Here is a 24,338-nt window from a genome sequence, read left to right as displayed (position 1 = left end):
TGTTGGAGCATATAAACTATTTCAATTTGGAAAATTGACTTCAACATCTGGATTTTGTACAGTAATCGTATCACCTGTTTTAACGTAGGTTGTTTCACTACCTGAAGAAGGCGTCTCCCTTTTAGTTCGTCTTAATTTTTCTGTAGATTGCGTCTCCGTCTTTATCTCACTATCTACATTTTCAGGATCTTCTGTAAACTTTTTAGACGATGTAGAATTCAACTCAGTAGGAGCAACACTATTGTTAGTAGTAATTACAGCCTCATTTGGTTGATTTTCATCCTTCTTTAATGTTGATATCTCATTTCGTTCAAGGTCATACTCTTTATTTTTATCTCCCTGATTTTCTGCTGTAACAATTGAGGTTTCTGTATTTGTAAGAGCCTTTACCTCATCCGCACAAACATTTCCTCCAGCAAATACCAGCGTTGACAATAAAACGGAAGCAACACCAACAGTATATTTACGGATCGAGAAACGTTCCTTTGATTCATAAAAGTTATTTTTCATCTATATTCTCCTGTTTTTATAGCTGCATTTCATTTTGATTATAACATTATTAGATTTATGATGCAATTTTTTTCTTATTTATTTGTTTTTAATTTATTTGAATAATTTAAAAATCTCTGGAAACATTCTAGTCAACAATTAATATTTATTTAAAAATTTATTCAAATGATTTTTCAAATTCTATAGTCAAGTTACATTCTCTGTCCTATATTTGCCCCACTCTGAAATAGTTGCACTCAAGGTAATCTCAATTGTTCTATTATTAGAACCCGTTAGAAAAGCTTTGAAACAGCGCTTCAGAATGTAGACCAATCCCATCCAGTAATTAAAGAATTTTCTTTTTGGAGGCAGCGAAAACTCTTAGAAATACTGAGGTATTTCTTTTTAAGATTTTTTATCTAGTAAAAGAAAAAGAATGAAGAAAATTGTCCAAAATGGACTTTTTCTTCATTCTGAAGCTTTGAATTTGGCTTGTTTGATATTGTCCTTATTATCTTTCAATTTTAAGTTGGCTTGTTCATTATCCAACTTAAACGTCGTATAAACTCGAATGATTTAAAATGTATGCTTCGAGAACATAAAAAAAGCAAGGGCGATTACGCACCCTTACTTCCAGTTCTCATGCTTAATTACGGTAAAAATGACTATCTTTGTCGCTTGGTGATTGGCCGATTGCCAAGACGTCTTGGCTACCATCCGTACCAGTCAATTCATTTGCTACACCTGCTGGTGTAAAGATGAGGCGTGCACCTTCTCCACCATCGACAAGATGGATTCCTGTTGAGTAGTAACCATCTTTTTCCTCTACTTGACCCATTTCATACTGGAAGGTTCCTTTTGAACTTTGAATAGTCACGATTCCATCCGCTGTAACTGTCGCAGTTGTTCCAGCATAGTTTTCCCACGTTCCAAGGAATTTTGCGTAAGCTTCTGGCGATTTTTTCTTCTCTTCCTTCTTATCCGTTTGAGTGCTTGCGGAACTTGATGGGCTCGTCTCAGACTTCTGCTCCTCTTTTTGACTAGCTCCTGTTTTACTTGATGATTCCTTAGTTACTTTAGAGGATGAAGCCTCTTTGCTTGAAGATGCTGTAGTTTTTTCAGTATTTCCTCCACAAGCAGCAAGTGTCACCGCAGCCAACAAGGCAAGAGCTGAAAGACTGGTGTAGTGCAATGTTTTTTTCATGATAATCTCCTTTTAAAATGATGATACAGTTTCATCTGCATCTAAAATAGCTAGCCTGAAATTACATATATTTTTGACGGCTAACCTGTAGTTTTCAGTGTATCATTTATTTCCATATAATTCAATAGCTATTTGACATCAAAAAAGGCTAATCCAATCAGGAATTAGCTCTTCTATTTTTAGTAGATAAACATGGCATCACCAAAGCTAAAGAAACGGTATTTTTCATCGATAGCATGCTGGTAGGCTTCGAGGACCAATTCACGCCCTGCAAAGGCAGAAACAAGCATGACCAAGGTAGACTTAGGCAAATGGAAATTAGTAGAAAAAGCATCCACAACCTTCCAGTCATATCCTGGCTTGATAAAGATATTGGTCCAACCAGAGTCTGCTTGGATCTGACCGTCAAACTTGCTTCCGATGGTCTCTAGCGTACGGATTGAGGTTGTCCCCACGGCAATCACGCGGCCACCATTTTCTTTGACCTGACGCAAGGTCGCAGCAGCTTCCTCAGACAATTGATAAAACTCTGAGTGCATCTCGTGTTCATCCAGGTTATCTACCGAAACAGGCCTAAAGGTTCCAAGCCCAACGTGCAAGGTCAAGTAAACTAGGTGAACTCCTTTTTGCTGGATTTCTTCTAGTAATTCTTTGGTAAAATGCAGACCTGCAGTTGGAGCAGCGGCTGAGCCACTTTCCTTGGCATAGACGGTCTGGTAACGTTCACGGTCATCCAACTTTTCGTGGATATAAGGAGGAAGCGGCATTTCTCCCAGACTTTCAAGTACCTCTAGGAAAATCCCCTCATACTCAAAGCGAACAATACGGCCTCCATGGGTTAACTCCTCGGTCACAACTGCGCTGAGGCGACCATCACCAAAGACAACACGGGCACCGACCTTGAGACGCTTAGCAGGTTTTGCCAAGACTTCCCATTCGTCTCCAGCTGTATTTTTCAAAAGTAAGAGTTCAACGTGGCCACCTGTTTCTTCCTTTTGACCATGAAGTCGAGCTGGCAGAACGCGTGTATCATTCATAACTAGAGCATCACCTGGCTCTAGCATTTCAATAATGGAGTGAAAATGGCTATCTTGAAATTCTCCTGTTTTGCGATTGACCATCAAAAGCTTAGAAGCATCGCGCTTTTCCAAAGGAGTTTGAGCAATTAGCTCCTCTGGCAAGTGAAAATCAAAATCATTGGTATTCATTGGTGTCATTTTTCCTTTTCTTTTCTAATAGAGTTGCATTAGCTGTCAAAGCGAACTTCTTCAAGAAGGTATTCGATGAAGCGTTCACCCATCTTAGACAAGCTTGTCTTTTCATGCTGGATATAAACCAGCTCAATCGGATCATCAATATCAAGTGGAATCGAAACGATATTGTCCCCATTAAGGTTACTATTGAGGATACCAGTCGCGATGGTATAGCCGTCCAAACCAATCAAGAGATTGAACAAGGTCGCACGGTCACTAACAACGATAGATTTCTTGTGGTGTTCCTGAGACAAAATCTCCTCTGAGAAATAGAAGGAATTATGGGTACCTTGGTCATAGCTCAAATATGGGAAGTCTTCTAGGTCTGCCAACTGCACCTTGTCTTTCTTAGCAAGAGGGTTGGACTTGCTGACAAAGATATGGGGTTGGGCTGTAAAGAGATGGTGGGCAACTAGATGGTTATCATCCAACATCTTAGAAAGGACATCACGGTTATAGCTATTTAAAAAGAGGACTCCCACTTCACTGCGGAAGTTCTTGACGTCGTCGATGATTTCCCAGGTTCTGGTTTCACGCAAAAAAAGCTCGTACTTTTCCATATCGCTTTTCTTAAGCAAGGAAACAAAAGCGTTAACCACAAAAGCATAGTGCTGCGAAGACACACTAAAAAGCTCGCGATGAGCGATTGGGTTCTTATAACGTTCTTCTAGGAGTTGGGTTTGTTCGACAACCTGACGGGCATAGGATAAAAACTCCATCCCATCACGTGTGAGGGTAATTCCCTTAGGATTTCGGATAAAAATCTCAATCCCCATCTCATTTTCTAGGTCACGAACTGCATTTGATAGACTGGGCTGCGTAATGAAGAGTTGCTTGGCAGCCTCATTCATCGACCCAGTCTCTACAATTTTGATAATATAGTGTAATTGTTGAATTCTCATGCTTTTATTGTACCATACTTGACGCAATATAAAAAGAACCAGTCACTGAAAGCTCTGTGGCTAAGCTTAGATGAGCGCTTTCAAAGGACTTTATAGAGCGGCCAAAAGAGAGAGGGGGGACAGAAATCGGTAATTCGTTAGAATTCGATTTCATCGTCCCACCTCCGCACAGTTGAGTAGGGCTGTAAAAGCTGATGAAATCAGCGTAGTAGAGGCCACTCAACCACTGCGTCTTGATCGACAATCCAAAGACAATTGAGAGGCTAGGAATTTTGTCCCAGCCTCTCTCTTATTCTTTAGAGTTAATCTGCCTTCTAAATCTAAACTTAGCTTCCTCTTTCCCAGAAGATGGCTAGCAAAATCATGGCACCGAGAACTGATGGGATAATGGCTGTACCGTTTAGGCTTGGTCCCCAAGAACCAAAGAGTAATTGTCCTAGAAAGGCACCAATCCAGCCGAGAAACATTTTCCCGAAGCATCCCATACGTTCGCCACGATTGGTGATAGCTCCTGCTAGTAGTCCGATTAAAAGACCGACAAACATACTTCCAAGCATAGATTCTCCTTAAATTGCCCAATCTCCATTGCGGAAGAGTGGTACGCGTGTTCCATCCTCACGGATACCATCGATATCCATTTGGTTAGAACCAATCATAAAGTCAACATGAACATCTGAACGGTTAAGCCCTGCAGCTTCAAGCTCTTCTTCGCTCATCTCTGCTCCACCAACAACGCTAGTTGCATAGGCTGCACCGATAGCCAAGTGGTTCGAAGCATTCTCATCGAAAAGAGTATTAAAGAAGGTAATACCTGACTGAGAAATTGGGCTTGGATCTGGTACCAAGGCACATTCACCCAAAGCACGCGCACCTGCATTCTTAAAGACAAGGTCCTTCATAACCTGGTCACCCTTCTCAGCTGTAATATCTACAATTTCTCCATTTTCAAAGGTTACTTTGATGCCTTCGATGATGTTTCCATTATAGCTAAGTGGTTTTGTTGAAGTCACATAACCATCTGCGCGACGGAAGTCAGGAGCTGTAAAGACTTCTTCTGTTGGCATATTTGGCAAGAATCCTTCACCTTGGGCATTGATGGCTCCAGCAGATTCCCAAACGTGGTTCTTAGGCAAGCCAAGTGTCAAATCAGTTCCAGGTGCTGTGTAGTGAAGAGCTGAGAATTGTTCTTTATTGAGCATTTCCGCCTTGCTCTTGAGGATAGCAGCATGTTCTTCCCAAGCCTTAACTGGGTCTTCTTCGTAGATACGGCAAGTCTTGAAGATTTGGTCCCAAAGGAGGTCCACTGCTTCTTCGTCACTCGCAGCATTTGGAAAGACCTTCTTAGCCCACTCGAGTCCAGCTGCAGCAGCAACAGTCCAACTAACCTTGTTGGATTGAGTTGCGATACGCATTGGTTTCATGGCAATTCCCATAGCTTTGGCAGAAGCTGAAAGTTTTTCTGCATCAACTCCGTTCAAGGCACCTGGGTCAGAAGAACGAACACCGAGACGACTTGCTTTGTTTTCAAGAAGGTAATTCATCTCAGCAATCTTGTATTCTGGTACATTGTCCAAACGCTCTAGTGGCGCGTGAAGGAATTTCTCACGATTCACAAAGTCGTCAGCCCATTGAACGATAACTTCGTGTGCACCAAGTGCATAAGCCTCTTTAACGATTAAGTGAGCCAACTCACGTTGCTCCACATCGATTGAGAGAGCCAAGGTATGACCAGGTTGCACATTTACACCGTTAGCAACCAACAACTTAGCATATTTTTCTAGATTTTCTTTAAAATTTGGTAAAACCATTTTGTTTTCTCTTTTCTATTTTTATTTTTCTTTCAAAGCAGAAAATAATCCTGCCAAAGCAATAGCACCTGACAAGAGTGCTGTCGATAGAAGAATTGTCTGATCAGCAAGCTCTAACTGATATTCAAAAACCTTTTGAGCAGGCTTGTCTTCCGCAAAAATTCTTAGTTTCATGAAATGTCCTCCGTTACTAGTATATCACATATGATGTAAATTTAAAAACAAGCCTAATAAAGCTTGTTTTTATTTAACTATCCAAGAATTGAGAATGTAATATACAGCTATATTGACACTCTTTATTTATATTGACATAAAAAATATAAGGTGATATTCTATAGATATACACTAAAAATACACAGGAGCGAAAGATAATGGACGAAATCTTTAACAATGAAATTGCAAAACAATTTACTAGTGCTATTCTGGATAAATACTTTTCACCTATTATTTCCAAAACAACTGACAAATTTAAAACGCTCTACAATGAAGCAAAAATTAATCTAGAGATTCCTTTCCAAGATTATTTAACAAATTCTTATGAAAAATACAGTAAAATCAAAACGATTATCTACGGAATCGAACCTAAAAGACTGTATGACTTTTTTGAAATCCCATTTTTAAAAAAAGGCTCAGACATCATCAAGCCCACTACAACAAGAGTACTAACTGATCTCTCAAAATTTTTAATCATTGAAGGTTCTGGTGGAATTGGTAAATCCACTCTCATGAAACACCTTTTTCTAAGTGAGTTAGAATTAAAAGACTATATTCCTATTTTTATTGAATTAAAAGATTTCAACGACGAGGAGCATTTAGACCTTGAAAAATTACTGTTAAAAAAGCTAAATCAATTTCACAATACATTTCAAGAAGAATACTTAGATTATGCACTTCAATCTGGATGCTTTTTATTCCTATTGGATGGCTATGATGAATTGTATAGCGAAAACCAAAAAGAATTTTTCAATAAGTTAAATGATTTTTGTGACAAATATCCTGAAAACCATTATATCCTTTCTTCCAGACCTTATAGCGAATCCGAATTCATTGAATTTCAACGTTTCACAGTTTTAAAAGCTGTTCCTTTTACTAAGGAACAAGCTATAAGTCTTATTACAAAAATTGAATATCCAGATGAGGAACTAAAAGATAAATTTATTCGTGATCTAGAGAGTATTTTATATGATAGACATAAATCCTTTGCTTCAAATCCTCTCTTACTAAATATTATGCTCTCCACTTACAATGACTATGCAGAAATCCCGCAAAAATTACACCTATTCTACTATCAAGCCTTTGATACCATGCTCTCGAAGCACGATGCTACGAAAAGTTATCGACGAAAAATGCTATCAGATTTAAGTTCAGATACTTTTAAAGAATGTTTTGCAATCTTCTGTTTTCTAACATACCAAAAAGCAAAAACAGAGTTTACCTTCCCAGAGATTGAGGAAATTTTTAAAAAATTTCCTCCTCGAATTAAAAAGATTCTCAATATACGCAATTTTATAGACGATTTAGAAAACTGCCTATGTGTACTATACAAGGAAGGAAACAGATACAAGTTCTCCCATCGTTCTTTCCAAGAATATTTTGTTGCTTACTTTCTAAATATACAAACGGATAGTAAGATGCAGGACTACAGCTTTCTTCTAATAGAATCGGGAAAATTTAGCATTCGTGCAGATTCAGTATTTTTTATGTTAGAGGATATGAGTACTCAACGCTTTAATAATAATATCTTAATCCCTTTATTAACTAAGTTTGAAGAAGCCAAATCTAAAGACGAGGACTTATTTGAATATTACATTCTCAATTTTCCAGTAAAAATTGAAATTTCTCCTAGACCTAGCGACTCATCTCTTGGATTAGGATTCTACGAACCAACAGGTAAACTTCAGAGTTTTATTTATTATTTTTTCGACAATACTATTGATTATACAGTCTACAGTACAAGTGATAATAATCCCCTAATATCATTCTGCGAAGATAATCATTTAATAGAAAAGGTTATAGGACCAGAAGACCTCATTAAAAACAAAGAATTATTGGACTTATTTAAAAAATCTTGGGTCGGTCAACATACACTCTCTCTGACTCATTATAAGCAGAATCTGATAGAAGACCTAAAAGAAGAGGATATAGTCTTAGAGGATTAGTAATCTAGCCGTTGTATATTTATGTTCACAATTAAAAAATAACAGGATTGTCCAATGTCCTGTTATTTTTTTAATTATCAAACATCTCTGTTAAATTGGGGCTAATCTGCCTTCTTAAAACAAATCATCAAACAGACTCAGCTGGTTATCCTCTGGCATATTGCCGAGAATCCCCATTTCATCCATCTTTTCAACCAAGGTTGATGAGAGCCCACCACGCTTGCGGAGTTCAGTTTTAGAGAGGAATTCACCCTCTTGACGAGCACGAACCAATTGCTTAGCAACGTTCTCTCCCAGTCCATCCATAGCAACAAACGGTGGGATGAGAGTATCTCCATCGATGATAAATTCAGTCGCATCACTACGGTAGAGATCCAACTTTCCAAATTTGAAGCCACGTTCCCACATCTCGTTAACAATTTCAAGCGTTGTATAGAGGTCAATTTCTACGTTGGAAGCTTCATTGTTCTTGCGCTTTTCAGTAATTTCTTGCATCTTGCGTTTGATAGCATCCAAGCCTGCACCCATGGTCTTGATATCAAAGGCCTTGGCACGGATGGAGAAGTAAGCACAGTAGTAATAAATCGGATGGTGAACCTTGAAGTAGGCTACACGCAAGGCCATCATAACGTAGGCTGCCGCGTGGGCTTTAGGGAACATGTACTTGATTTTTCCACAAGATTCGATATACCACTCAGGTACATTGTTAGCCTTCATAGCTTCGATATAACCATTGCGCTCTTCTTCAGAGATTTTGAGCCACATTCCCTTACGTACACGCTCCATAATAGTAAAGGCCATCTTTGGATCTAGACCAGCGTGCATGAGGTAAACCATGATGTCATCCCGACATCCGATAACAGTTGACAAGTCCGCAATTCCAGCCTTAATCAAGTCTTGGGCATTTCCCAACCAAACGTCGGTACCGTGAGACAGACCAGAAAGCTGAAGCAACTCCGCAAAGGTCGTCGGATGGGTTTCATCCACCATTCCACGAACAAAGTTGGTCCCAAACTCTGGAATACCAAGCATACCAGTTGAAGTCCCGATTTGCTCTGGCGTGACTCCTAGGATATCCGTACCTGAGAAGAGGGCCATGACACCTGGATCATCCATAGGGATATCGTTTGGATCAATACCTGACAAGTCTTGAAGTTTTCGAATCATGGTCGGATCATCATGACCAAGGACATCGAGCTTGAGGACGTTCTCATCGATATCGTGGAAGTTAAAGTGAGTAGTCTGCCATTCAGCAGTCACATCATCTGCAGGATACTGTACTGGTGTAAAATCATAGACATCCATATAGTTAGGGATAACAACGATTCCCCCTGGGTGCTGACCAGTCGTCCGTTTAACACCAGCAGCTCCTTGGGCTAGGCGCTCTACTTCGGCTTCACGGTAGAACTTGCCATAGTCACGCTCGTAACCCTTGACAAATCCATAGGCTGTCTTAGCAGCCACCGTACCTACCGTTCCTGCACGGAAGGCATATTCTTCCCCAAAGATATCACGTACATCCAAGTGGGCGCTCGGCTGATCCTCCCCTGAGAAGTTCAAATCGATATCGGGAACCTTATCCCCGTCAAAACCAAGGAAGGTCTCGAAAGGAATATCCTGTCCATTCTTGCTGAGTTTGTGGCCACAGTTTGGACAGTCTTTATTTGGCATATCAAAACCTGAACCGTAGGAACCATCCGTGATAAACTCACTGTACTGACACTGACCACAGACATAGTGAGGAGAGAGAGGATTGACCTCGGTAATCCCAATCATGGTCGCAACGAAACTGGATCCAACAGACCCACGGGAACCAACCAAGTAACCCCGTTCGTTGGAACGGTGCACTAGCATCTGTGAAGCCAGATAAATCACGGCAAAACCATTCCCTAGGATAGAAGTCAATTCCTTTTCAATCCGTAAATCAACAATATCTGGCAGTGGATTTCCATAAATTTCAAAAGCTTTTTTATAGGTTAATTCAGCAACTGTTTCTTCGGCTTGGTCAATGAAAGGTGTATACAAATCACCTTTAACGACCTCAACAGGCTCAAAGATTTCTGCCAAGGCATTGGTATTTTCAATGACAATCTTACGAGCCAAATCTTCCCCTAGAAAGGCAAATTCATCCAACATTTCATTGGTTGTTCTAAAGTGTGCCTTGGGTAGTGGAGCTGGTTGAGCAGCTTCTCCGTGGCCGATTGTTCGGTTAATCATGGCTCCCTGACCTAGACTGCGGACGATGATTTCACGATAAATTTCATCCTCAGGTTCGAGATAGTGGACATTTCCTGTCGCAAGAACTGGCTTGTCTAGACGATCTCCAACCTCTATCAAACTCTTGATAATGGTGTGGAGCTCCTCCATGTCCTTGACCTGCTCTTTGGCAATCAGAGGTGCATAGATTGCCGGAGGCATCACCTCGATAAAGTCATAGTATTTAGCAACTTCGACCGCTGCATCAACACCTTGTGATACGACTGCATCAAAGACTTCCCCTTCCGTACAAGCGGAGCCCAAGATTAACCCTTCTCGCTGGGCATCCAGTACCGTACGTGGAATCCGCGGTACTCCTTCAAAATACTGGGTATTAGAGAGGGAAACCAGCTTAAAGATATTTTTCAAGCCCACTTGATTTTTCACATAGATGGTTGCATGCTTGACACGAGCTTTTTTATATGAATCTGGACTGATTAAATCAAGGTTTAATCGTGCTAAGTCCGTCACACCGTGTTTTTCTGCTACTTCTTTGATAAAGATAAAGAGCAGACGGCCAGTTGCTTCCGCATCATAGTTGGCCATATGGTGGTGTTCTAGAGCTACACCAAAACGTTTGGTCAAGGGGCCCAAACCATGTCGCTTGTACTCTGGATAGAGATTTCTAGCGAACTCTAGCGTATCGATGACAGGTTGAGTAATTTTTGGAAGACCGTGACGCTCATAGTTGGCATTCATAAAGCCAACGTCAAAGGTCGCATTATGGGCTACCAGAACTGTATCTTTACAGAATTCTTGGAATTCTTTCAGAACTTGAACCAAGGGTTTAGCATTTTTTACATGGTCATCGGTAATACCTGTCAATTCCGTTGTAAAGGCTGATAAGGGATGTCCTGGATTGATAAATTCATCAAACTCAGCGATGATATTACCCTTATACATCTTTGAAGCGGCCACCTGAATCAAGTCATTATAGATAGCTGACAGACCTGTCGTTTCCACGTCAAAGACTACATAGGTAGCCTCAGAAAGATCCATCTCCACTTCGTTATAGACGATAGGAACACGATCCTCAACGATATTGGCTTCCATTCCATAAATGAGCTGAATACCAGCTTTCTTGGCAGCCTTATAGCCGTGAGGGAAGGACTGAACATTTCCATGGTCTGTGATTGCCACTGCTTTGTGTCCCCATTTGGCTGCTGTTCCAACGATTTCTTCGACCTCAGGAAGAGCATCCATGGTCGACATGTTGGTATGGGCATGAAATTCAACGCGACGCTCACCCTCTGGCATCAAGTCCTTACGCTCATAGTGGACTACTTCCTGCACATCTTGCACATTCATGGTCAAATCTCGTGTGAAATTATTAACCTCGACATTTCCTCGAACACGGAGCCAAGAGTTTTTCTTGATCATGTCAAATTTTTGGGCTTCTTCTTCATTCTTGACCCATTTTTGCATAGAGAAACTAGAAGTATAGTCCGTCATCTTGAAGTTAATCAAGACACGACCCGTTCTAGTCACCTTCTTCTCAATATCAAAGACAACTCCTTCAAAAACCAATCTATTTTCTTCGGTATTGACCTCGATCATAGGAGTAATCTCTGCCTTATCAAGTTTAGGCTTAGCAGCTGCCTTCTTGGCTTGAAAATCAAAGACAGGTTTCTCCTCAACTGGAGGAGGCGGTGCTATCTGTTCTAACTGTTCCATGGCTCGAAGTGTCTCGTCATTAGCAGCCTGAACAATCATTTGATTCTCTGTACGGAAGGCTTCTTGTTCTTCCCTTGTCAGCTCTTCATTTTTTTCTAAGATGCAAGAAAGTTTAGGAAAACCAAAAAGTTCCAGCTGTTTACTAAGATTCGGGAGATGATTTTTCTTAAAATGCTCTGTATCTGCAGCTTCAGAGGCTTCGATAATCAACTGATCATTTTCAAAGCGAACCTGAAAATTCTGATAAATAGAACGAAAACCTTGACTAGCACAAGGACCTTCCGAAAAAGCCTCTCGATAGTAGGCTTGTAAAAGTTCTCTAGAAAAATCTTGATTTCTCGTTTTTATCTCAAAACTAGCCTGATTTCCTGTTTTTGAAAATTCTTCCTTCAAACCTCTTTTTAACTCAAGAAATAGCTCAAAAGGTAAAATATTCTCAAAGACAAAACGGAATTCCCAAACCTTGCTTCGTTTGTGAACAATAACTTGTTCTATTTCAGCCTGAGAGAAGGCCTCATGTTTTCTCATTTCAGCGGGTATTCCCAACTGATTCATTAAAATTTCAAAAGTGGTTGACATCCATTTTCCTCACAATATACTCCTTCTATTTTACCATATTTGAGGCACTTTTACCTATTTCTACCAAACAGAAAAAGAAGCCACAAAGTGACTTCTTTTAAAGTGACGGTGAATTATTCTTCACCTTTGTTTTTCTTAATGATTTCTTCTTGTACTGACTTAGGTACATCTTCGTAGTGGTCGAATACCATCATGAATGTACCACGTCCTTGTGATGCAGAACGAAGAACTGTTGCGTAACCGAACATTTCAGCAAGTGGAACATAAGCACGAACGATTTGGCTGTTACCGTGTGCTTCCATACCATCTACACGTCCACGACGAGCAGTTACGTGACCCATAACATCACCAAGGTTTTCTTCTGGAACAGTGATTGTTACAAGCATCATTGGTTCAAGGATAGCTGGTTGTGCAGTCTTAGCAGCTTCTTTAAGTGCAAGAGATGCAGCGATCTTGAAGGCAGTTTCAGATGAGTCGACATCGTGGTATGAACCATCGTAAAGCTTAGCTTTAACGTCAACCATTGGGTAACCAGCAAGAACACCGTTAGCCATAGATTCTACCAAACCTTTTTCAACCGCTGGGATAAATTCACGAGGAACCACACCACCGACGATTGCGTTTTCGAATTCGAATCCTTTTCCTTCTTCGTTTGGAGTAAATTCAATCCATACATCACCGAACTGACCTTTACCACCAGACTGACGTTTGAAGAATCCACGTGCTTGAGTAGAAGCGCGGAATGTTTCACGGTAAGATACTTGAGGAGCACCTACGTTCGCTTCAACTTTGAACTCACGACGCATACGGTCAACAAGGACGTCAAGGTGAAGCTCACCCATACCAGAGATAACTGTTTCACCAGTTTCAACGTTAGTTTCAACGCGGAATGTTGGATCTTCTTCAGCCAATTTTTGAAGGGCGATACCCATCTTATCTTGGTCTGCTTTAGATTTAGGCTCAACCATCAATTGGATAACTGGTTCTGGAACGTTGATTGACTCAAGGATGATTTTAGCTTTTTCATCTGTCAATGAGTCACCAGTTGTAGTGTCTTTCAAACCAACGGCAGCAGCGATATCACCTGAGTAAACAGTGTCGATTTCTTGACGGCTGTTAGCGTGCATTTGAAGGATACGTCCGATACGTTCACGTTTACCTTTAGAAGTATTCAATACGTAAGAACCTGATTGAAGAACACCTGAGTAAACACGGAAGAATGTCAAACGACCTACGAATGGGTCAGTCATGATCTTGAAGGCAAGAGCTGCAAATGGCTCTTCATCAGATGCAGGACGAGTTTCTTCTTCATCTGTATCTGGGTTGATACCTTTGATCGCTGGGATGTCAAGTGGGCTTGGAAGGTAGTCGATAACCGCATCAAGCATCAATTGAACACCTTTGTTCTTGAAGGCAGAACCACACAATACTGGGAAGAATTCAACGTTGATAGTCGCTTTACGGATACCAGCTTTCAATTCTTCGTTAGTGATTTCTTCACCTTCGAGGTATTTCATCATCAATTCTTCATCAGTTTCAGCAACTGCTTCGATCAATTTTTCACGGTACTCTTGAGCTTGGTCAAGGTATTCAGCTGGAATGTCTTCTTCAAGGATATCTGTACCAAGGTCATTAGTATAGATTTCAGCTTTCATCTTGATCAAGTCGATGATACCACGGAAGTCATCTTCAGCACCGATTGGCAATTGAATTGGGTGTGCATTTGCTTGAAGACGATCGTGAAGTGTGCTTACTGAGTAAAGGAAGTCAGCACCGATTTTGTCCATTTTGTTGGCAAATACGATACGAGGAACTCCGTACTCAGTTGCTTGACGCCAAACTGTTTCAGTTTGAGGCTCAACACCTGATTGTGAGTCAAGAACTGTAACCGCACCGTCCAATACACGAAGAGAACGTTGTACTTCGATTGTGAAGTCCACGTGTCCTGGTGTGTCGATGATGTTTACGCGGTGGTTGTTCCATTGAGCTGTTGTCGCAGCAGATGTGATAGTGATACCACGTTCTTGCTCTTGCTCCATCCAGTCCATTTGTGACGCACCTTCGTGAGTTTCACCGATTTTGTGGATTTTACCAGTGTAGTAAAGGATACGCTCAGTTGTAGTTGTTTTACCAGCATCGACGTGAGCCATGATACCGATATTACGAGTTTTTTCAAGTGAAAATTCGCGTGCCATGAGGTTTGTTTCTCCTATATTTTTTTATTTCTATTCTATTAGAACACGATTTAATAAAAACGGATAGGCAGGACCTACCCGTTCTCAATGTTTTCATGTTATTGTTGGCTTCAACTTGTGGAATGGTAAGTTGAGTTGAACTTAAGAGCGGACCGAGCTCAATTGAACCCGGGCTAAAAGCTCAAGTTATCTGATTCGAACCCGAGCGAGGCCCGGTGCAAAAAAGATTAACTGCTTTGTGTTCACGGAACACTGCATCAGTTTCCTATTTTTGCCTTGGGCCTTTTCCGCTCTTGGTATCATTTTATTACCAACGGAAGTGTGCGAAGGCACGGTTAGCTTCAGCCATACGGTGAGTGTCTTCACGTTTCTTAACTGCTGCACCAGTGTTGTTAGCAGCATCCAAGATTTCTTTTGCAAGACGGTCTTGCATTGTGTGTTCACCACGAAGGCGAGCGATTGTTACCAACCAACGAAGTCCAAGTGTTGTACGACGTTCTGGACGAACTTCAACTGGGACTTGGTAGTTAGAACCACCAACACGACGTGCACGTACTTCAAGTACAGGCATGATGTTTTCCATAGCTGTTTCAAATACTTCAAGTGCATCGTTACCAGTAACTTCTTTGATTTGTTCAAAAGCACCGTAAACGATTGAAGCAGCTGTACCACGTTTACCGTCAAGCATAACGCGGTTGATAAGACGAGTAACTAATTGTGAATTGTAAAGCGGATCTGGCAATACGTCACGTTTTGGAGCTCTATTTTTACGACTCATTTCTCTTTATCCCCTTTCCTTATGCTTTTTTCGGACGTTTAGTACCGTATTTAGAACGGCCTTGTTTACGATCGTTAACACCTGCAGTATCAAGTGCACCACGGACGATATGGTAACGTACCCCTGGAAGGTCTTTTACACGTCCACCGCGAAGAAGCACCACACTGTGCTCTTGCAAGTTGTGTCCGATACCTGGGATGTAGGCAGTAACTTCGATAAGGTTGCTCAAACGTACACGAGCAAATTTACGAAGGGCAGAGTTAGGTTTTTTAGGTGTCATTGTTCCAACACGAGTTGCAACACCACGTTTTTGTGGTGAAGAAACGTTTGTTTGAACTTTTTTATGACTGTTGTAACCAACGTTCAAAGCTGGTGATTTAGATTTTTCTACTTTTGATTTACGCGGTTTGCGAACCAATTGGTTAATTGTAGGCATCTACATTCTCCTGTGTTTTTTTATTTTTGGTGATGATACACTTGGTGACAGCTATCATCTGTGTGTACTTTTGCAACATTTGTCAGCACGTCCCTGTACACTCTTGAGAGACCAAAAGTAAAAAGTACCGTCTGTTATTGTACCACGTTTTTTCTATTTTTGTCAATATATTTCTTCTTATTTTTTGACTTCTTTACTCTAAAAATTCTATGAAAACGGTCACCTGCCAGATAGACTCTTCAACCGACCACATAGACAAAGCTTCTTGTAATTGTCAACAAAATGGTGTTTAATAGATTTGTAAGTAAGAGATCTCTATTACAACTTTTACAAAGGAGAAAATATGAAAGTTAGACTTGACATTGATCAACAATACGCCGAAGAACAAATCATCATAGAAGCACCATCTTTGTCCCCTAGAGTTCAAAAAGTTCAAGACTTTGTTCAATCACTGGATCAAAACGAAACTCTTAAAGGAAAATTCCAAGACCAGGTCTACTTGATTCAGATTAGTAAGATTCAACGTATATATATTGAAAATCGCAAAGTCTTAGCTGAAACGGATAGCCAAACCTATGCGCTCGACATTCGTCTTTACCAAGCAAGTGAAATTTTACCTGCTTCCTTTATCCAAATTTCCCAATCGGAAATTGTCAACATCGATGCTATTAGTCATCTAAAACTAACCTCTAACGGCTTGATTGAAATCTATCTAAAAAATGACAGTTTCACCTACTCATCTCGCCGTTACCTCAAAGCTATTAAGGAGAAATTAGAACTATGAAAAAACAAATTTTCCACGATGCCACAACTGGTGTCCTCATCGGCCTCATCCTATCTATTATCTTTTCTTTTATCTATTCGCCAAGCAACTATGCACCACTTAGCCCCAACTCTTTGATTGGCCAATTCATGATCCAACAACAGGTACATGGCGCTCTAGTATTGCTCTACTGTTCTATCATCTGGGCAGCTATCGGAGTCCTCTTTAGTTTTGGTAGCCGTCTCTTTGCCAAAGACTGGAGCCTTCTTCGTGCTACTGTCACTCACTTCTTCCTCATGCTATTAGGTTTTGTTCCTCTAGCAATTCTGGCAGGTTGGTTTCCACTTCGCTGGACTTTCATCCTTCAACTCATCCCAGAATTTGCCATCGTCTATCTCATCATCTGGGCGATTCTCTATAAAAGAGAATCAAAGAAGGTTGCCCACATCAACCAATTATTGGCTCAGAAGAAATAATGAAACAGAAACCCACTCACAGGACTGAGTGGGTTTTGATTTATAATTTTTGTTTCCATTCTAACAAGAGATTCATGGCCTGCATCGGTGTCATATTGTACACATCTACTTTAGCCAATTCTGCTAGAATAGGATTTTCTTCCGCCGAGTCAAATAGGGAAATTTGTTCAGAAACTGCATGTGTTTGTTTCATTGGAGCAGGACTTTCCTGACCTTGACTCTCTAATTGAGTTAAAATTTCATCTGCTCTTTTCAGCAAGTCTACCGGTAAACCTGCAATCTTAGCAACGTGAATTCCGTATGATTTGTCTGCTGGTCCTGCTTCTATCTTATGAAGGAAGGTAACCTGACCATTTTGCTCAAGCGTAGCCACGTGAACGTTAACCAGATGTCCCAGACTAGTCTCCAAACTAGTCAATTCATGGTAATGAGTCGCAAAGAGAGTCTTGGCTCCGATATGTTCATGGATATACTCGATAATCGCTTGGGCCAAGGCCATGCCATCATAAGTTGCCGTTCCACGTCCCAACTCATCAAAGAGAATGAGAGAATTCTCAGTCGCGTGCGCAATGGCATTATTGGCTTCCATCATCTCGACCATAAAGGTTGACTGACCGGAAACCAAGTCATCTGCTGCCCCGATACGGGTAAAAATCGCATCAAAGATAGGCAAGTGAGCACTTTCTGCAGGAACATAAGATCCTATCTGGGCCATGACTGCTGTCATAGCTAGCTGACGCATATAGGTTGACTTCCCGCTCATATTAGGCCCTGTAATCAGCTGGATACTAGTATCTTCACCCATTTGGATGCTGTTGGGAATATAGGTTTGGGCTCCCATGACCTTCTCAACAACTGCGTGACGTCCCTTTTGGATGTCAATTCGTGAATCCTCTCCGAACTCTGGCCGAATCAAGTGCTGATTTTCTGCTACCACTGCCAAACCTTGTAAGACATCGACAGTAGCGATTCCTTGGGCTAGGGCTTGCAGGCGTTGGATATACTTGCCAACCTCCTCACGGATCCGCATAAAAATTTCGTATTCAAGATTGGCTGATTTCTCACGCGCTTCTAACATTTCTCCTTCGATACGCGCCAACTCCTCTGTCCCAAAACGCTCCGAGTTTTTCAGCGTAGCCTTACGGAAAAAGTGGGCTGGTACGTTACCAAGCTGCGAATTGGTCACATGGAAATAGTAGCCGTCTTTTTTATTGTAGTCAATCTTGAGCGTACTGATGCCAGAGTTTTCTCTTTCCTTGGCCTCAATCTCAGCAATCCAGCTGGTTCCTTCTCTCAGTACCCGACGATACTTATCCAAGGTCTCATCAAAGCCAGTCCGGATAATGCCACCCTCTGTAATTACATGAGGAGCTTCTGGAGCAATGGCTGCGCTAATGAGACTTTCCAACTCAGGAATAGGATCTAATTGTTCAATCAGACAGGCAAGAGCTGGTTGCTCCATTCCTTCTAAAATTGCTCGAATTCGTGGAACACTTCCCAAGGTAGTCGCTAATTGCAAGAGGTCTTTAGGATTACTTTTCCCAAAAGACACACGACTAGCCAGACGCTCGATATCGTAGACTCCCTTGAGGCTTTCTGTCAAATCACTACGTTCAAAGAAATAATCCAGAAAGACCTGTACAACCTCCTGACGTTCAAGGATACGATCCTTGTCAATCAAGGGACGGTGGATCCAAGAGCGCAAAAGACGCATTCCCATGGCAGTCTTGGTTTCATCTAGCAACCAGAAAAGACTGCCTTGTTTCTTGCCAGAACGAGCATTTTCTACTAGATCTAAACTAGCCTTGGTTGCATAATCCATCTGCAAGAAATCCTTAATTTCATAACGGACAACTGGCTTCAAGTGATTCAACTCTCTCATCTGAGTCCGATGAACGTACTGAAGAAGCTTACTGCTGGCAGCTTGTTCAATAGGCGCCAAGCGTGGATCCAACAGATGTATGTCTTCAAATGATTCTTTCTCATAAGAAAGCACCAAATTCATTTGACGGCTGAGAATCTGTTCTTCCTCTTCAGTTAAGGCATAGCCGATGACAACTTCTCTTGCCTTAAGATTTCGGATTTCACCACAGACCAGGGTAAAATCCAATAAACCTGTCACATAGAAATCACCCGTCACTAAGTCCATGTATGCCAAACCAAATTGCTGACCGTCACGGTCGATAGCCACCAAAAAGTTGTTTTGACTATCTGGTTTACTACTATCAACGACTGTACCTGGTGTAATCACCTGCACAACCTCACGCTTAACAACCCCTACTGCCTGCTTAGGATCCTCCATCTGCTCAGCAATGGCAACCTTGTAGCCACGCTCAACTAGGACATCAATATACTGTTGAGCAGAGTGATAGGGAACTCCAGCCATGGGAATAGGATTGTCAGCATTTTTATTGCGACTGGTTAGTGAAATTTCTAGTATCTGGGCAGCATTAACTGCATCTTCGTAAAATAACTCATAAAAATCACCCATACGAAAGAGCAAAAAAGCATCTGGATATTGTTTTTTAATATCCACATACTGTTGCATGCCAGGTGATAATTTTTCTGTCGTCATCCATTCTCTCCTTGTTAAAAATAGTCTTGAGAGAGACTCCCAAGACCTTATCTATCCTTCATCAAATCTAACAAACGATCTTCCATGAGTTTAGCGACATGCTGATCTCGGCAAATCACCAATAGGGTATTGGCACCAGCAACTGTCCCTAAAATCCATTCATCCTTGTTGGCATCGACAACATTGGCTAAAACTGCGGCTTCACCCAATTTTGTGTGCAAAACTAAGGTAAACTCAGCTCTTGCTACACCTTCCAAATGATGGGATAAAAACTCAACCAGGTCAATCTTCTCTGTCTCATTTGCTAGTACGTAGTAGACCTTATCATTTTTCTTAACCTTGGTCAAGCCCAGTTCGCGAAGGTCACGCGACAATGTCGTTTGCGTTACAAAAACATTGCGTGCTTCCAAACGATCTTGAATCTCCTTTTGAGTTCCTAATTTTTCCTCAGTGATCATTTGTTTGATTAACTGATGGCGTTCTCTTTTTCTCATAACATCCTCTCGAGTGAATATTTATAACATTTTACAACTATTTAATTAAGAACATTATACCAAAAAAACCGAATATTTCAAAAAAATTCTTATCATTCCTCAAAATTGTGATAAAATAGAAGAAAAGTCCAAAGGAGTTTATAATGAATACAAAACAATTGATTGCTAGCGAATTGGCTAGCGTCATTGAGAGCCTGGATCAAGAGGCTATTTTAAATTTACTAGAACAACCCAGAAACTCTGACATGGGAGACATCGCCTTCCCTGCCTTTACTCTAGCAAAAGTTGAGAGAAAAGCTCCACAAATGATTGCAGCAGATATCGCTGAAAAAATCAATAGCCAAGCCTTTGAAAAAGTCGTCGCTACTGGACCTTATGTTAACTTCTTCCTTGATAAAAATGCCATTTCTGCTCAAGTATTACAAGCTGTTATCACTGAAAAAGAACACTATGCTGACCAAAATATTGGTAAACAAGAAAATGTTGTTATCGACATGTCTAGTCCCAATATTGCTAAACCATTCTCTATTGGTCACCTGCGCTCAACTGTTATCGGAGATAGCTTGTCACATATCTTCCAAAAAATCGGCTATAAAACGGTCAAGGTCAACCATTTGGGAGACTGGGGTAAACAGTTTGGGATGCTGATCGTTGCCTACAAAAAATGGGGCGACGAAGAAGCTGTAAAAGCTCATCCGATTGATGAACTTCTTAAACTCTACGTTCGCATCAATGCTGAAGCTGAAAATGACCCTAGCTTGGATGAAGAAGCACGCGAATGGTTCCGTAAACTTGAAAATGGAGATGAGGAAGCTCTCGCACTTTGGCAATGGTTCCGTGATGAAAGTTTGGTGGAATTTAACCGCCTTTACAATGAATTGAAGGTTGAATTCGACAGCTACAACGGGGAAGCCTTTTACAATGACAAGATGGATGCAGTTGTAGATATCCTTTCTGAAAAAGGACTTTTGGTCGAATCAGAAGGTGCCCAAGTTGTTAATCTTGAAAAATATGGAATTGAACACCCAGCTCTTATCAAGAAATCTGACGGTGCAACTCTCTACATCACACGTGACTTGGCTGCAGCCCTTTACCGTAAAAACGAATATCAATTTGCCAAATCGATCTATGTCGTTGGTCAAGAACAATCTGCTCACTTTAAACAACTCAAGGCTGTCTTGCAAGAGATGGGTTACGATTGGAGTCAAGATATTGTCCATGTTCCTTTTGGATTGGTAACAAAAGAAGGGAAGAAACTCTCTACTCGTAAAGGGAATGTTATCTTGTTAGAGCCTACTGTCGCAGAAGCCATCAGTCGTGCCAAAGCGCAAATTGAAGCCAAAAATCCGGAACTTGAAAATAAAGACCAGGTTGCTCATGCTGTTGGAGTTGGAGCCATTAAATTCTATGACCTTAAAACTGACCGTACAAATGGATACGACTTCGATCTTGAAGCTATGGTATCCTTTGAAGGCGAGACTGGTCCTTATGTTCAATACGCCTATGCTCGTATCCAATCCATCTTGCGCAAAGCCGATTTCAAACCTGAAGCAGATGCCAACTATAGCTTGAATGATACTGAAAGCTGGGAAATCATTAAACTCATCCAAGATTTCCCACGTATTATCAACCGTGCGGCGGATAACTTTGAACCTTCTATCATTGCTAAATTTGCAATTAGCTTAGCCCAAGCCTTTAACAAATACTATGCCCACACTCGTATCTTGGATGAAAGTCCAGAACGCGACAGTCGTTTAGCCCTCAGCTATGCAACAGCAGTTGTCCTCAAAGAAGCCCTTCGTTTGTTGGGTGTAGAAGCACCAGAGAAGATGTAATTCGTTACAAGAGACTGGAACTAAAGTTCCTAGTCTCTTGACGGCAATCGCTATCGGGCGATTTGCCTAAACGCCTTACTAATGCATCCAAATAATTAATATCGATTTATTTGGATGCATGTCGTGATCTATTAAATTAATTTATTACTAAGCAGTCTAAGTAACTAACGCCAAATCCTATTCGGACTTTGGCTAGGTGCTTCACTAGTCTTTCGATAGAAATATGATCGATTTCTACCGAAAAAAGTCGCAATCTTAAAGTTACTGGAATTAAAGTTCCTAATTGTTGGACGCTAGCTGCTTTTATGCGGACTAGCTAACTGCTTCACTAGTCATGGCCCCTAAATATAATCGATTTAGGGGCCACGACGTCGTAAATGAGGCGATTTGCCTAAACGCTTCACTAATTCACCTAACCAAATAATATCGATTTGGTTAGGCTCATGTCGTAGGCTTTTAATCACTTTATTGTAATGCAGTCTAAGTAACTAACGCCAAATCCTATTCAGAGTTTGGCTAGGCGCTTCACTAGTCTTTCGATAGAAATATTATCGATTTCTACCGAAAGACGTCGCAATCTTAAAGTTACGGGATTACAGAGCGATTTAAGCAACCAATCCTAAACCTCTATGACTTTTATTTGGTACTAGGGGCGGAGGGCTTTACATCCACTATTTTAGATTAGCGATTACTTGCCTAGTTTTTATATTGTCATTACTTGAAAAGCGAAAAATCTTTTTCGCTTTTCTCTTGCTATTAATTTCTTTATCACTTAGGGAGAGATTTTATGAGCCAATATGCTTATATTTTAGTTGTCATCAGTCTTGTCGCTCTTTTTCTCATCAACAAATACGAAAAGGAAAAACTACAAAGACTTCTACAAGAACAGCTGTTAAAGGATGAAGCTTTTCGAGCTACTATCAAGGAAAAAATTCAAACAACAGAAAACATCAACGATGTCATCGACTACATCAATAAAGGATATCGTTTGGGAATCATGATTTCAAAGGAAATTGTGGAAGACATCAGAAAATGAAAAAGGATTCGAGATGCATTTCTCGAGTCTTTTTATTTATTTCTGACAGCTAAGATTTCTACCAGGATAACAATCCCTAAGGATACCATGGTTCCAAATGGTGCTGCATCTTCATCAAAAATTTTCTCAGAGAACAGTAGCAGAGCAATCGCTAATAGTAGCAAAGCACTGCATAGCATAATATCCTTGAAGCTTGGTTTGCGTTTTATATACTTTAAAAATGATTTCTGTAGTTTACTCATTTCGATTGTTCCCTTTTTAAGTAAATCCTTTATTCATGGAATAAAACTCTTCCTCAGAAAATCTGACCTCTTACAAAGCTTCTAATTCATAGAGTTCCGCAATAATCCCTGCGACCTTCTTGATATCTCCCAGCATTCCACGCATCTCAAAGTCTGCTAGAACGGGGAATCCGAAGCGTTGGCTGTATTGTTTAGCCGTCAAACAGTATTGGTTGTTGAAGTTACGATTGCCTGATCCTACGACACCAAAACACTTGCTGGCATTGTCACCGTAAGCGATAAAGTCCCCTACTGGAGTGGTCAAAATCTCCACATCACCATTGTCAACTCCATTGCCACCTTCTAGATAAGTTGGTAGGAAAGCGACATAAGGATTGGTCATCTCAAAGAAATTCTCCTCCTCCTTGACCAAATCTTTAATATGGATCTTTTCCACTTCAATATTCTCATACTGTTCTAATAAGTAAGCTTTCAGACGTGTGACGAAACTTTCCGTGTTTCCACTCAGACTGATATAGACTAAGGAAATTTTTTTCATGCTCTCCTCCTTCTTTTTTGAATTCAAAAAAATAACTACCAAGATTGTATCTTGATAGTTATCCTTTGTCAACTCTTAGGCCAGTTCTTCCTCTTCTTGAGCTTCTGTTAATTCTTTTTGCTGACGCCACATTTTATAGAAGACGATTGCTAGGAAGATAACATTGAGTACGATCCCAAAAATGGCTGAACCTTTGGCACCAAGCTCCGCTCCCATACGGATGTTAGGATCTGTAAAAAGTGAAACCGCATCCTGAACGCCGATAAAGTTGTAGATAGAACCAACGATGGCAACGAAGACATAAGCAAGATAAGTGTAGTTAGCCAATTGAAGGTTTTTACGAATAAGGAAAACCAAAGCCACAACAACTAGAATAACAGATAAGACAACCAAGAGAATGCTGAAGACAGAATGACCATGCTCCGATACCTTAATGGTGTAATCAACGAGCTCCTTAGCATAAGTAGCATTAACACCTGATGCTGATGTTTCTAGATTGCTCATACCCTCCGCAGTAGGTACTGGAGATATGATTCCAAATAGTGACATTGCTGAGAGTAAGGCTGAAAAAATCAGTAATACCCATAGATAGATTGGTTTCTTTTTCATCAAAGCAACCCCCTTATGTTTTTTTAGTTTATTATAG

The 24,338-nt window shown here is 40.7% G+C and carries 21 protein-coding genes; 5 read left to right on the top strand and 16 right to left on the bottom strand.

Annotated elements, in window-relative coordinates:
- Positions 1-21 precede the first annotated feature (21 nt).
- The 7 genes from AAFQ93_RS09670 to AAFQ93_RS03315 form a co-directional block, all read right to left on the bottom strand.
- Positions 22-510: a YSIRK-type signal peptide-containing protein gene (locus AAFQ93_RS09670; protein WP_405053855.1), complete on the bottom strand. Its 489-nt coding sequence runs from the start codon at positions 508-510 to the stop codon at positions 22-24.
- A 625-nt stretch (positions 511-1,135) separates the two neighbouring features.
- Positions 1,136-1,693: an ABC transporter substrate-binding protein gene (locus AAFQ93_RS03340; RefSeq protein WP_375555610.1), complete on the bottom strand. Its 558-nt coding sequence runs from the start codon at positions 1,691-1,693 to the stop codon at positions 1,136-1,138.
- Positions 1,694-1,872: 179 nt separating this feature from the next.
- Positions 1,873-2,901 carry a tRNA preQ1(34) S-adenosylmethionine ribosyltransferase-isomerase QueA gene (gene queA, locus AAFQ93_RS03335; RefSeq protein WP_223141141.1) on the bottom strand — a complete coding sequence of 343 codons (1,029 nt, stop codon included), beginning with the start codon at positions 2,899-2,901 and terminating at the stop codon, positions 1,873-1,875.
- A 38-nt stretch (positions 2,902-2,939) separates the two neighbouring features.
- Positions 2,940-3,848 carry a LysR family transcriptional regulator gene (locus AAFQ93_RS03330; RefSeq protein WP_049548400.1) on the bottom strand — a complete coding sequence of 303 codons (909 nt, stop codon included), beginning with the start codon at positions 3,846-3,848 and terminating at the stop codon, positions 2,940-2,942.
- A gap of 326 nt (positions 3,849-4,174) precedes the next feature.
- Positions 4,175-4,405, bottom strand: coding sequence for a GlsB/YeaQ/YmgE family stress response membrane protein (locus AAFQ93_RS03325; RefSeq protein ID WP_223140522.1), 231 nt, complete (start codon positions 4,403-4,405; stop codon positions 4,175-4,177).
- 9 nt (positions 4,406-4,414) lie between these two features.
- Complete coding sequence (locus AAFQ93_RS03320) at positions 4,415-5,656, bottom strand: aminopeptidase (protein ID WP_223140521.1); 1,242 nt, start codon at positions 5,654-5,656, stop codon at positions 4,415-4,417.
- A gap of 21 nt (positions 5,657-5,677) precedes the next feature.
- Positions 5,678-5,830, bottom strand: a complete 153-nt coding sequence (locus tag AAFQ93_RS03315; RefSeq protein WP_223140520.1) for a hypothetical protein — start codon at positions 5,828-5,830, stop codon at positions 5,678-5,680.
- A 197-nt stretch (positions 5,831-6,027) separates the two neighbouring features.
- On the opposite strand from AAFQ93_RS03315, the gene AAFQ93_RS03310 reads away from it, so the two are divergent.
- On the top strand, positions 6,028-7,815 hold the full coding sequence (locus tag AAFQ93_RS03310; RefSeq protein WP_375555609.1) for an NACHT domain-containing protein: 1,788 nt from the start codon (positions 6,028-6,030) through the stop codon (positions 7,813-7,815).
- A 114-nt stretch (positions 7,816-7,929) separates the two neighbouring features.
- On the opposite strand, the gene AAFQ93_RS03305 is transcribed toward AAFQ93_RS03310, so the two are convergent.
- The 4 genes from AAFQ93_RS03305 to rpsL form a co-directional block, all read right to left on the bottom strand.
- The gene (locus AAFQ93_RS03305; RefSeq protein WP_375555608.1) at positions 7,930-12,324 is read right to left on the bottom strand and encodes a PolC-type DNA polymerase III; all 4,395 of its coding nucleotides are present in this window, start codon (positions 12,322-12,324) and stop codon (positions 7,930-7,932) included.
- Between the two features lie 113 nt (positions 12,325-12,437).
- On the bottom strand, positions 12,438-14,519 hold the full coding sequence (gene fusA / locus AAFQ93_RS03300) for an elongation factor G (RefSeq protein ID WP_000090332.1): 2,082 nt from the start codon (positions 14,517-14,519) through the stop codon (positions 12,438-12,440).
- Between the two features lie 307 nt (positions 14,520-14,826).
- On the bottom strand, positions 14,827-15,297 hold the full coding sequence (gene rpsG / locus AAFQ93_RS03295) for a 30S ribosomal protein S7 (protein WP_000087876.1): 471 nt from the start codon (positions 15,295-15,297) through the stop codon (positions 14,827-14,829).
- Between the two features lie 19 nt (positions 15,298-15,316).
- Positions 15,317-15,733, bottom strand: coding sequence for a 30S ribosomal protein S12 (rpsL, locus tag AAFQ93_RS03290; RefSeq protein ID WP_001142333.1), 417 nt, complete (start codon positions 15,731-15,733; stop codon positions 15,317-15,319).
- A 343-nt stretch (positions 15,734-16,076) separates the two neighbouring features.
- Here rpsL and AAFQ93_RS03285 point away from each other — a divergent pair, with 343 nt between their 5' ends.
- Complete coding sequence (locus AAFQ93_RS03285) at positions 16,077-16,517, top strand: LytTR family DNA-binding domain-containing protein (protein ID WP_060955207.1); 441 nt, start codon at positions 16,077-16,079, stop codon at positions 16,515-16,517.
- Complete coding sequence (locus tag AAFQ93_RS03280) at positions 16,514-16,972, top strand: DUF3021 domain-containing protein (RefSeq protein ID WP_049508734.1); 459 nt, start codon at positions 16,514-16,516, stop codon at positions 16,970-16,972. The genes AAFQ93_RS03285 and AAFQ93_RS03280 overlap by 4 nt, the downstream gene beginning before the upstream one ends.
- Before the next feature lie 40 nt (positions 16,973-17,012).
- Here the strand turns inward: AAFQ93_RS03280 and mutS are convergent, their stop codons facing one another.
- Together mutS and argR are read right to left on the bottom strand one after the other, a co-directional pair.
- On the bottom strand, positions 17,013-19,547 hold the full coding sequence (gene mutS, locus AAFQ93_RS03275) for a DNA mismatch repair protein MutS (protein ID WP_375555607.1): 2,535 nt from the start codon (positions 19,545-19,547) through the stop codon (positions 17,013-17,015).
- 47 nt (positions 19,548-19,594) lie between these two features.
- Positions 19,595-20,041: an arginine repressor gene (argR, locus tag AAFQ93_RS03270; protein ID WP_001231485.1), complete on the bottom strand. Its 447-nt coding sequence runs from the start codon at positions 20,039-20,041 to the stop codon at positions 19,595-19,597.
- A 143-nt stretch (positions 20,042-20,184) separates the two neighbouring features.
- Between argR and argS the strand changes: the two genes are divergently transcribed.
- Both argS and AAFQ93_RS03260 read left to right on the top strand, forming a co-directional pair.
- Positions 20,185-21,876 (top strand): arginine--tRNA ligase, encoded by a 1,692-nt coding sequence (argS, locus tag AAFQ93_RS03265; RefSeq protein ID WP_375555605.1) that lies wholly within the window; start codon positions 20,185-20,187, stop codon positions 21,874-21,876.
- Positions 21,877-22,663: 787 nt separating this feature from the next.
- Positions 22,664-22,912 carry a hypothetical protein gene (locus AAFQ93_RS03260; RefSeq protein ID WP_049504447.1) on the top strand — a complete coding sequence of 83 codons (249 nt, stop codon included), beginning with the start codon at positions 22,664-22,666 and terminating at the stop codon, positions 22,910-22,912.
- Positions 22,913-22,944: 32 nt separating this feature from the next.
- Here the strand turns inward: AAFQ93_RS03260 and AAFQ93_RS03255 are convergent, their stop codons facing one another.
- The 3 genes from AAFQ93_RS03255 to AAFQ93_RS03245 all read right to left on the bottom strand — a co-directional run bounded on the left by AAFQ93_RS03255 (position 22,945) and on the right by AAFQ93_RS03245 (position 24,301).
- Positions 22,945-23,154 carry a hypothetical protein gene (locus tag AAFQ93_RS03255; protein ID WP_000040887.1) on the bottom strand — a complete coding sequence of 70 codons (210 nt, stop codon included), beginning with the start codon at positions 23,152-23,154 and terminating at the stop codon, positions 22,945-22,947.
- A 70-nt stretch (positions 23,155-23,224) separates the two neighbouring features.
- On the bottom strand, positions 23,225-23,692 hold the full coding sequence (nrdI, locus tag AAFQ93_RS03250) for a class Ib ribonucleoside-diphosphate reductase assembly flavoprotein NrdI (RefSeq protein ID WP_375555604.1): 468 nt from the start codon (positions 23,690-23,692) through the stop codon (positions 23,225-23,227).
- 75 nt (positions 23,693-23,767) lie between these two features.
- On the bottom strand, positions 23,768-24,301 hold the full coding sequence (locus AAFQ93_RS03245; protein WP_000729010.1) for a hypothetical protein: 534 nt from the start codon (positions 24,299-24,301) through the stop codon (positions 23,768-23,770).
- Positions 24,302-24,338: the final 37 nt, after the last annotated feature.

The sequence above is a fragment of the Streptococcus nidrosiense genome (genome assembly GCF_042140045.1).
Taxonomy (GTDB): domain Bacteria; phylum Bacillota; class Bacilli; order Lactobacillales; family Streptococcaceae; genus Streptococcus; species Streptococcus nidrosiense.
This window is presented reverse-complemented; position numbering and strand designations above follow the sequence as displayed.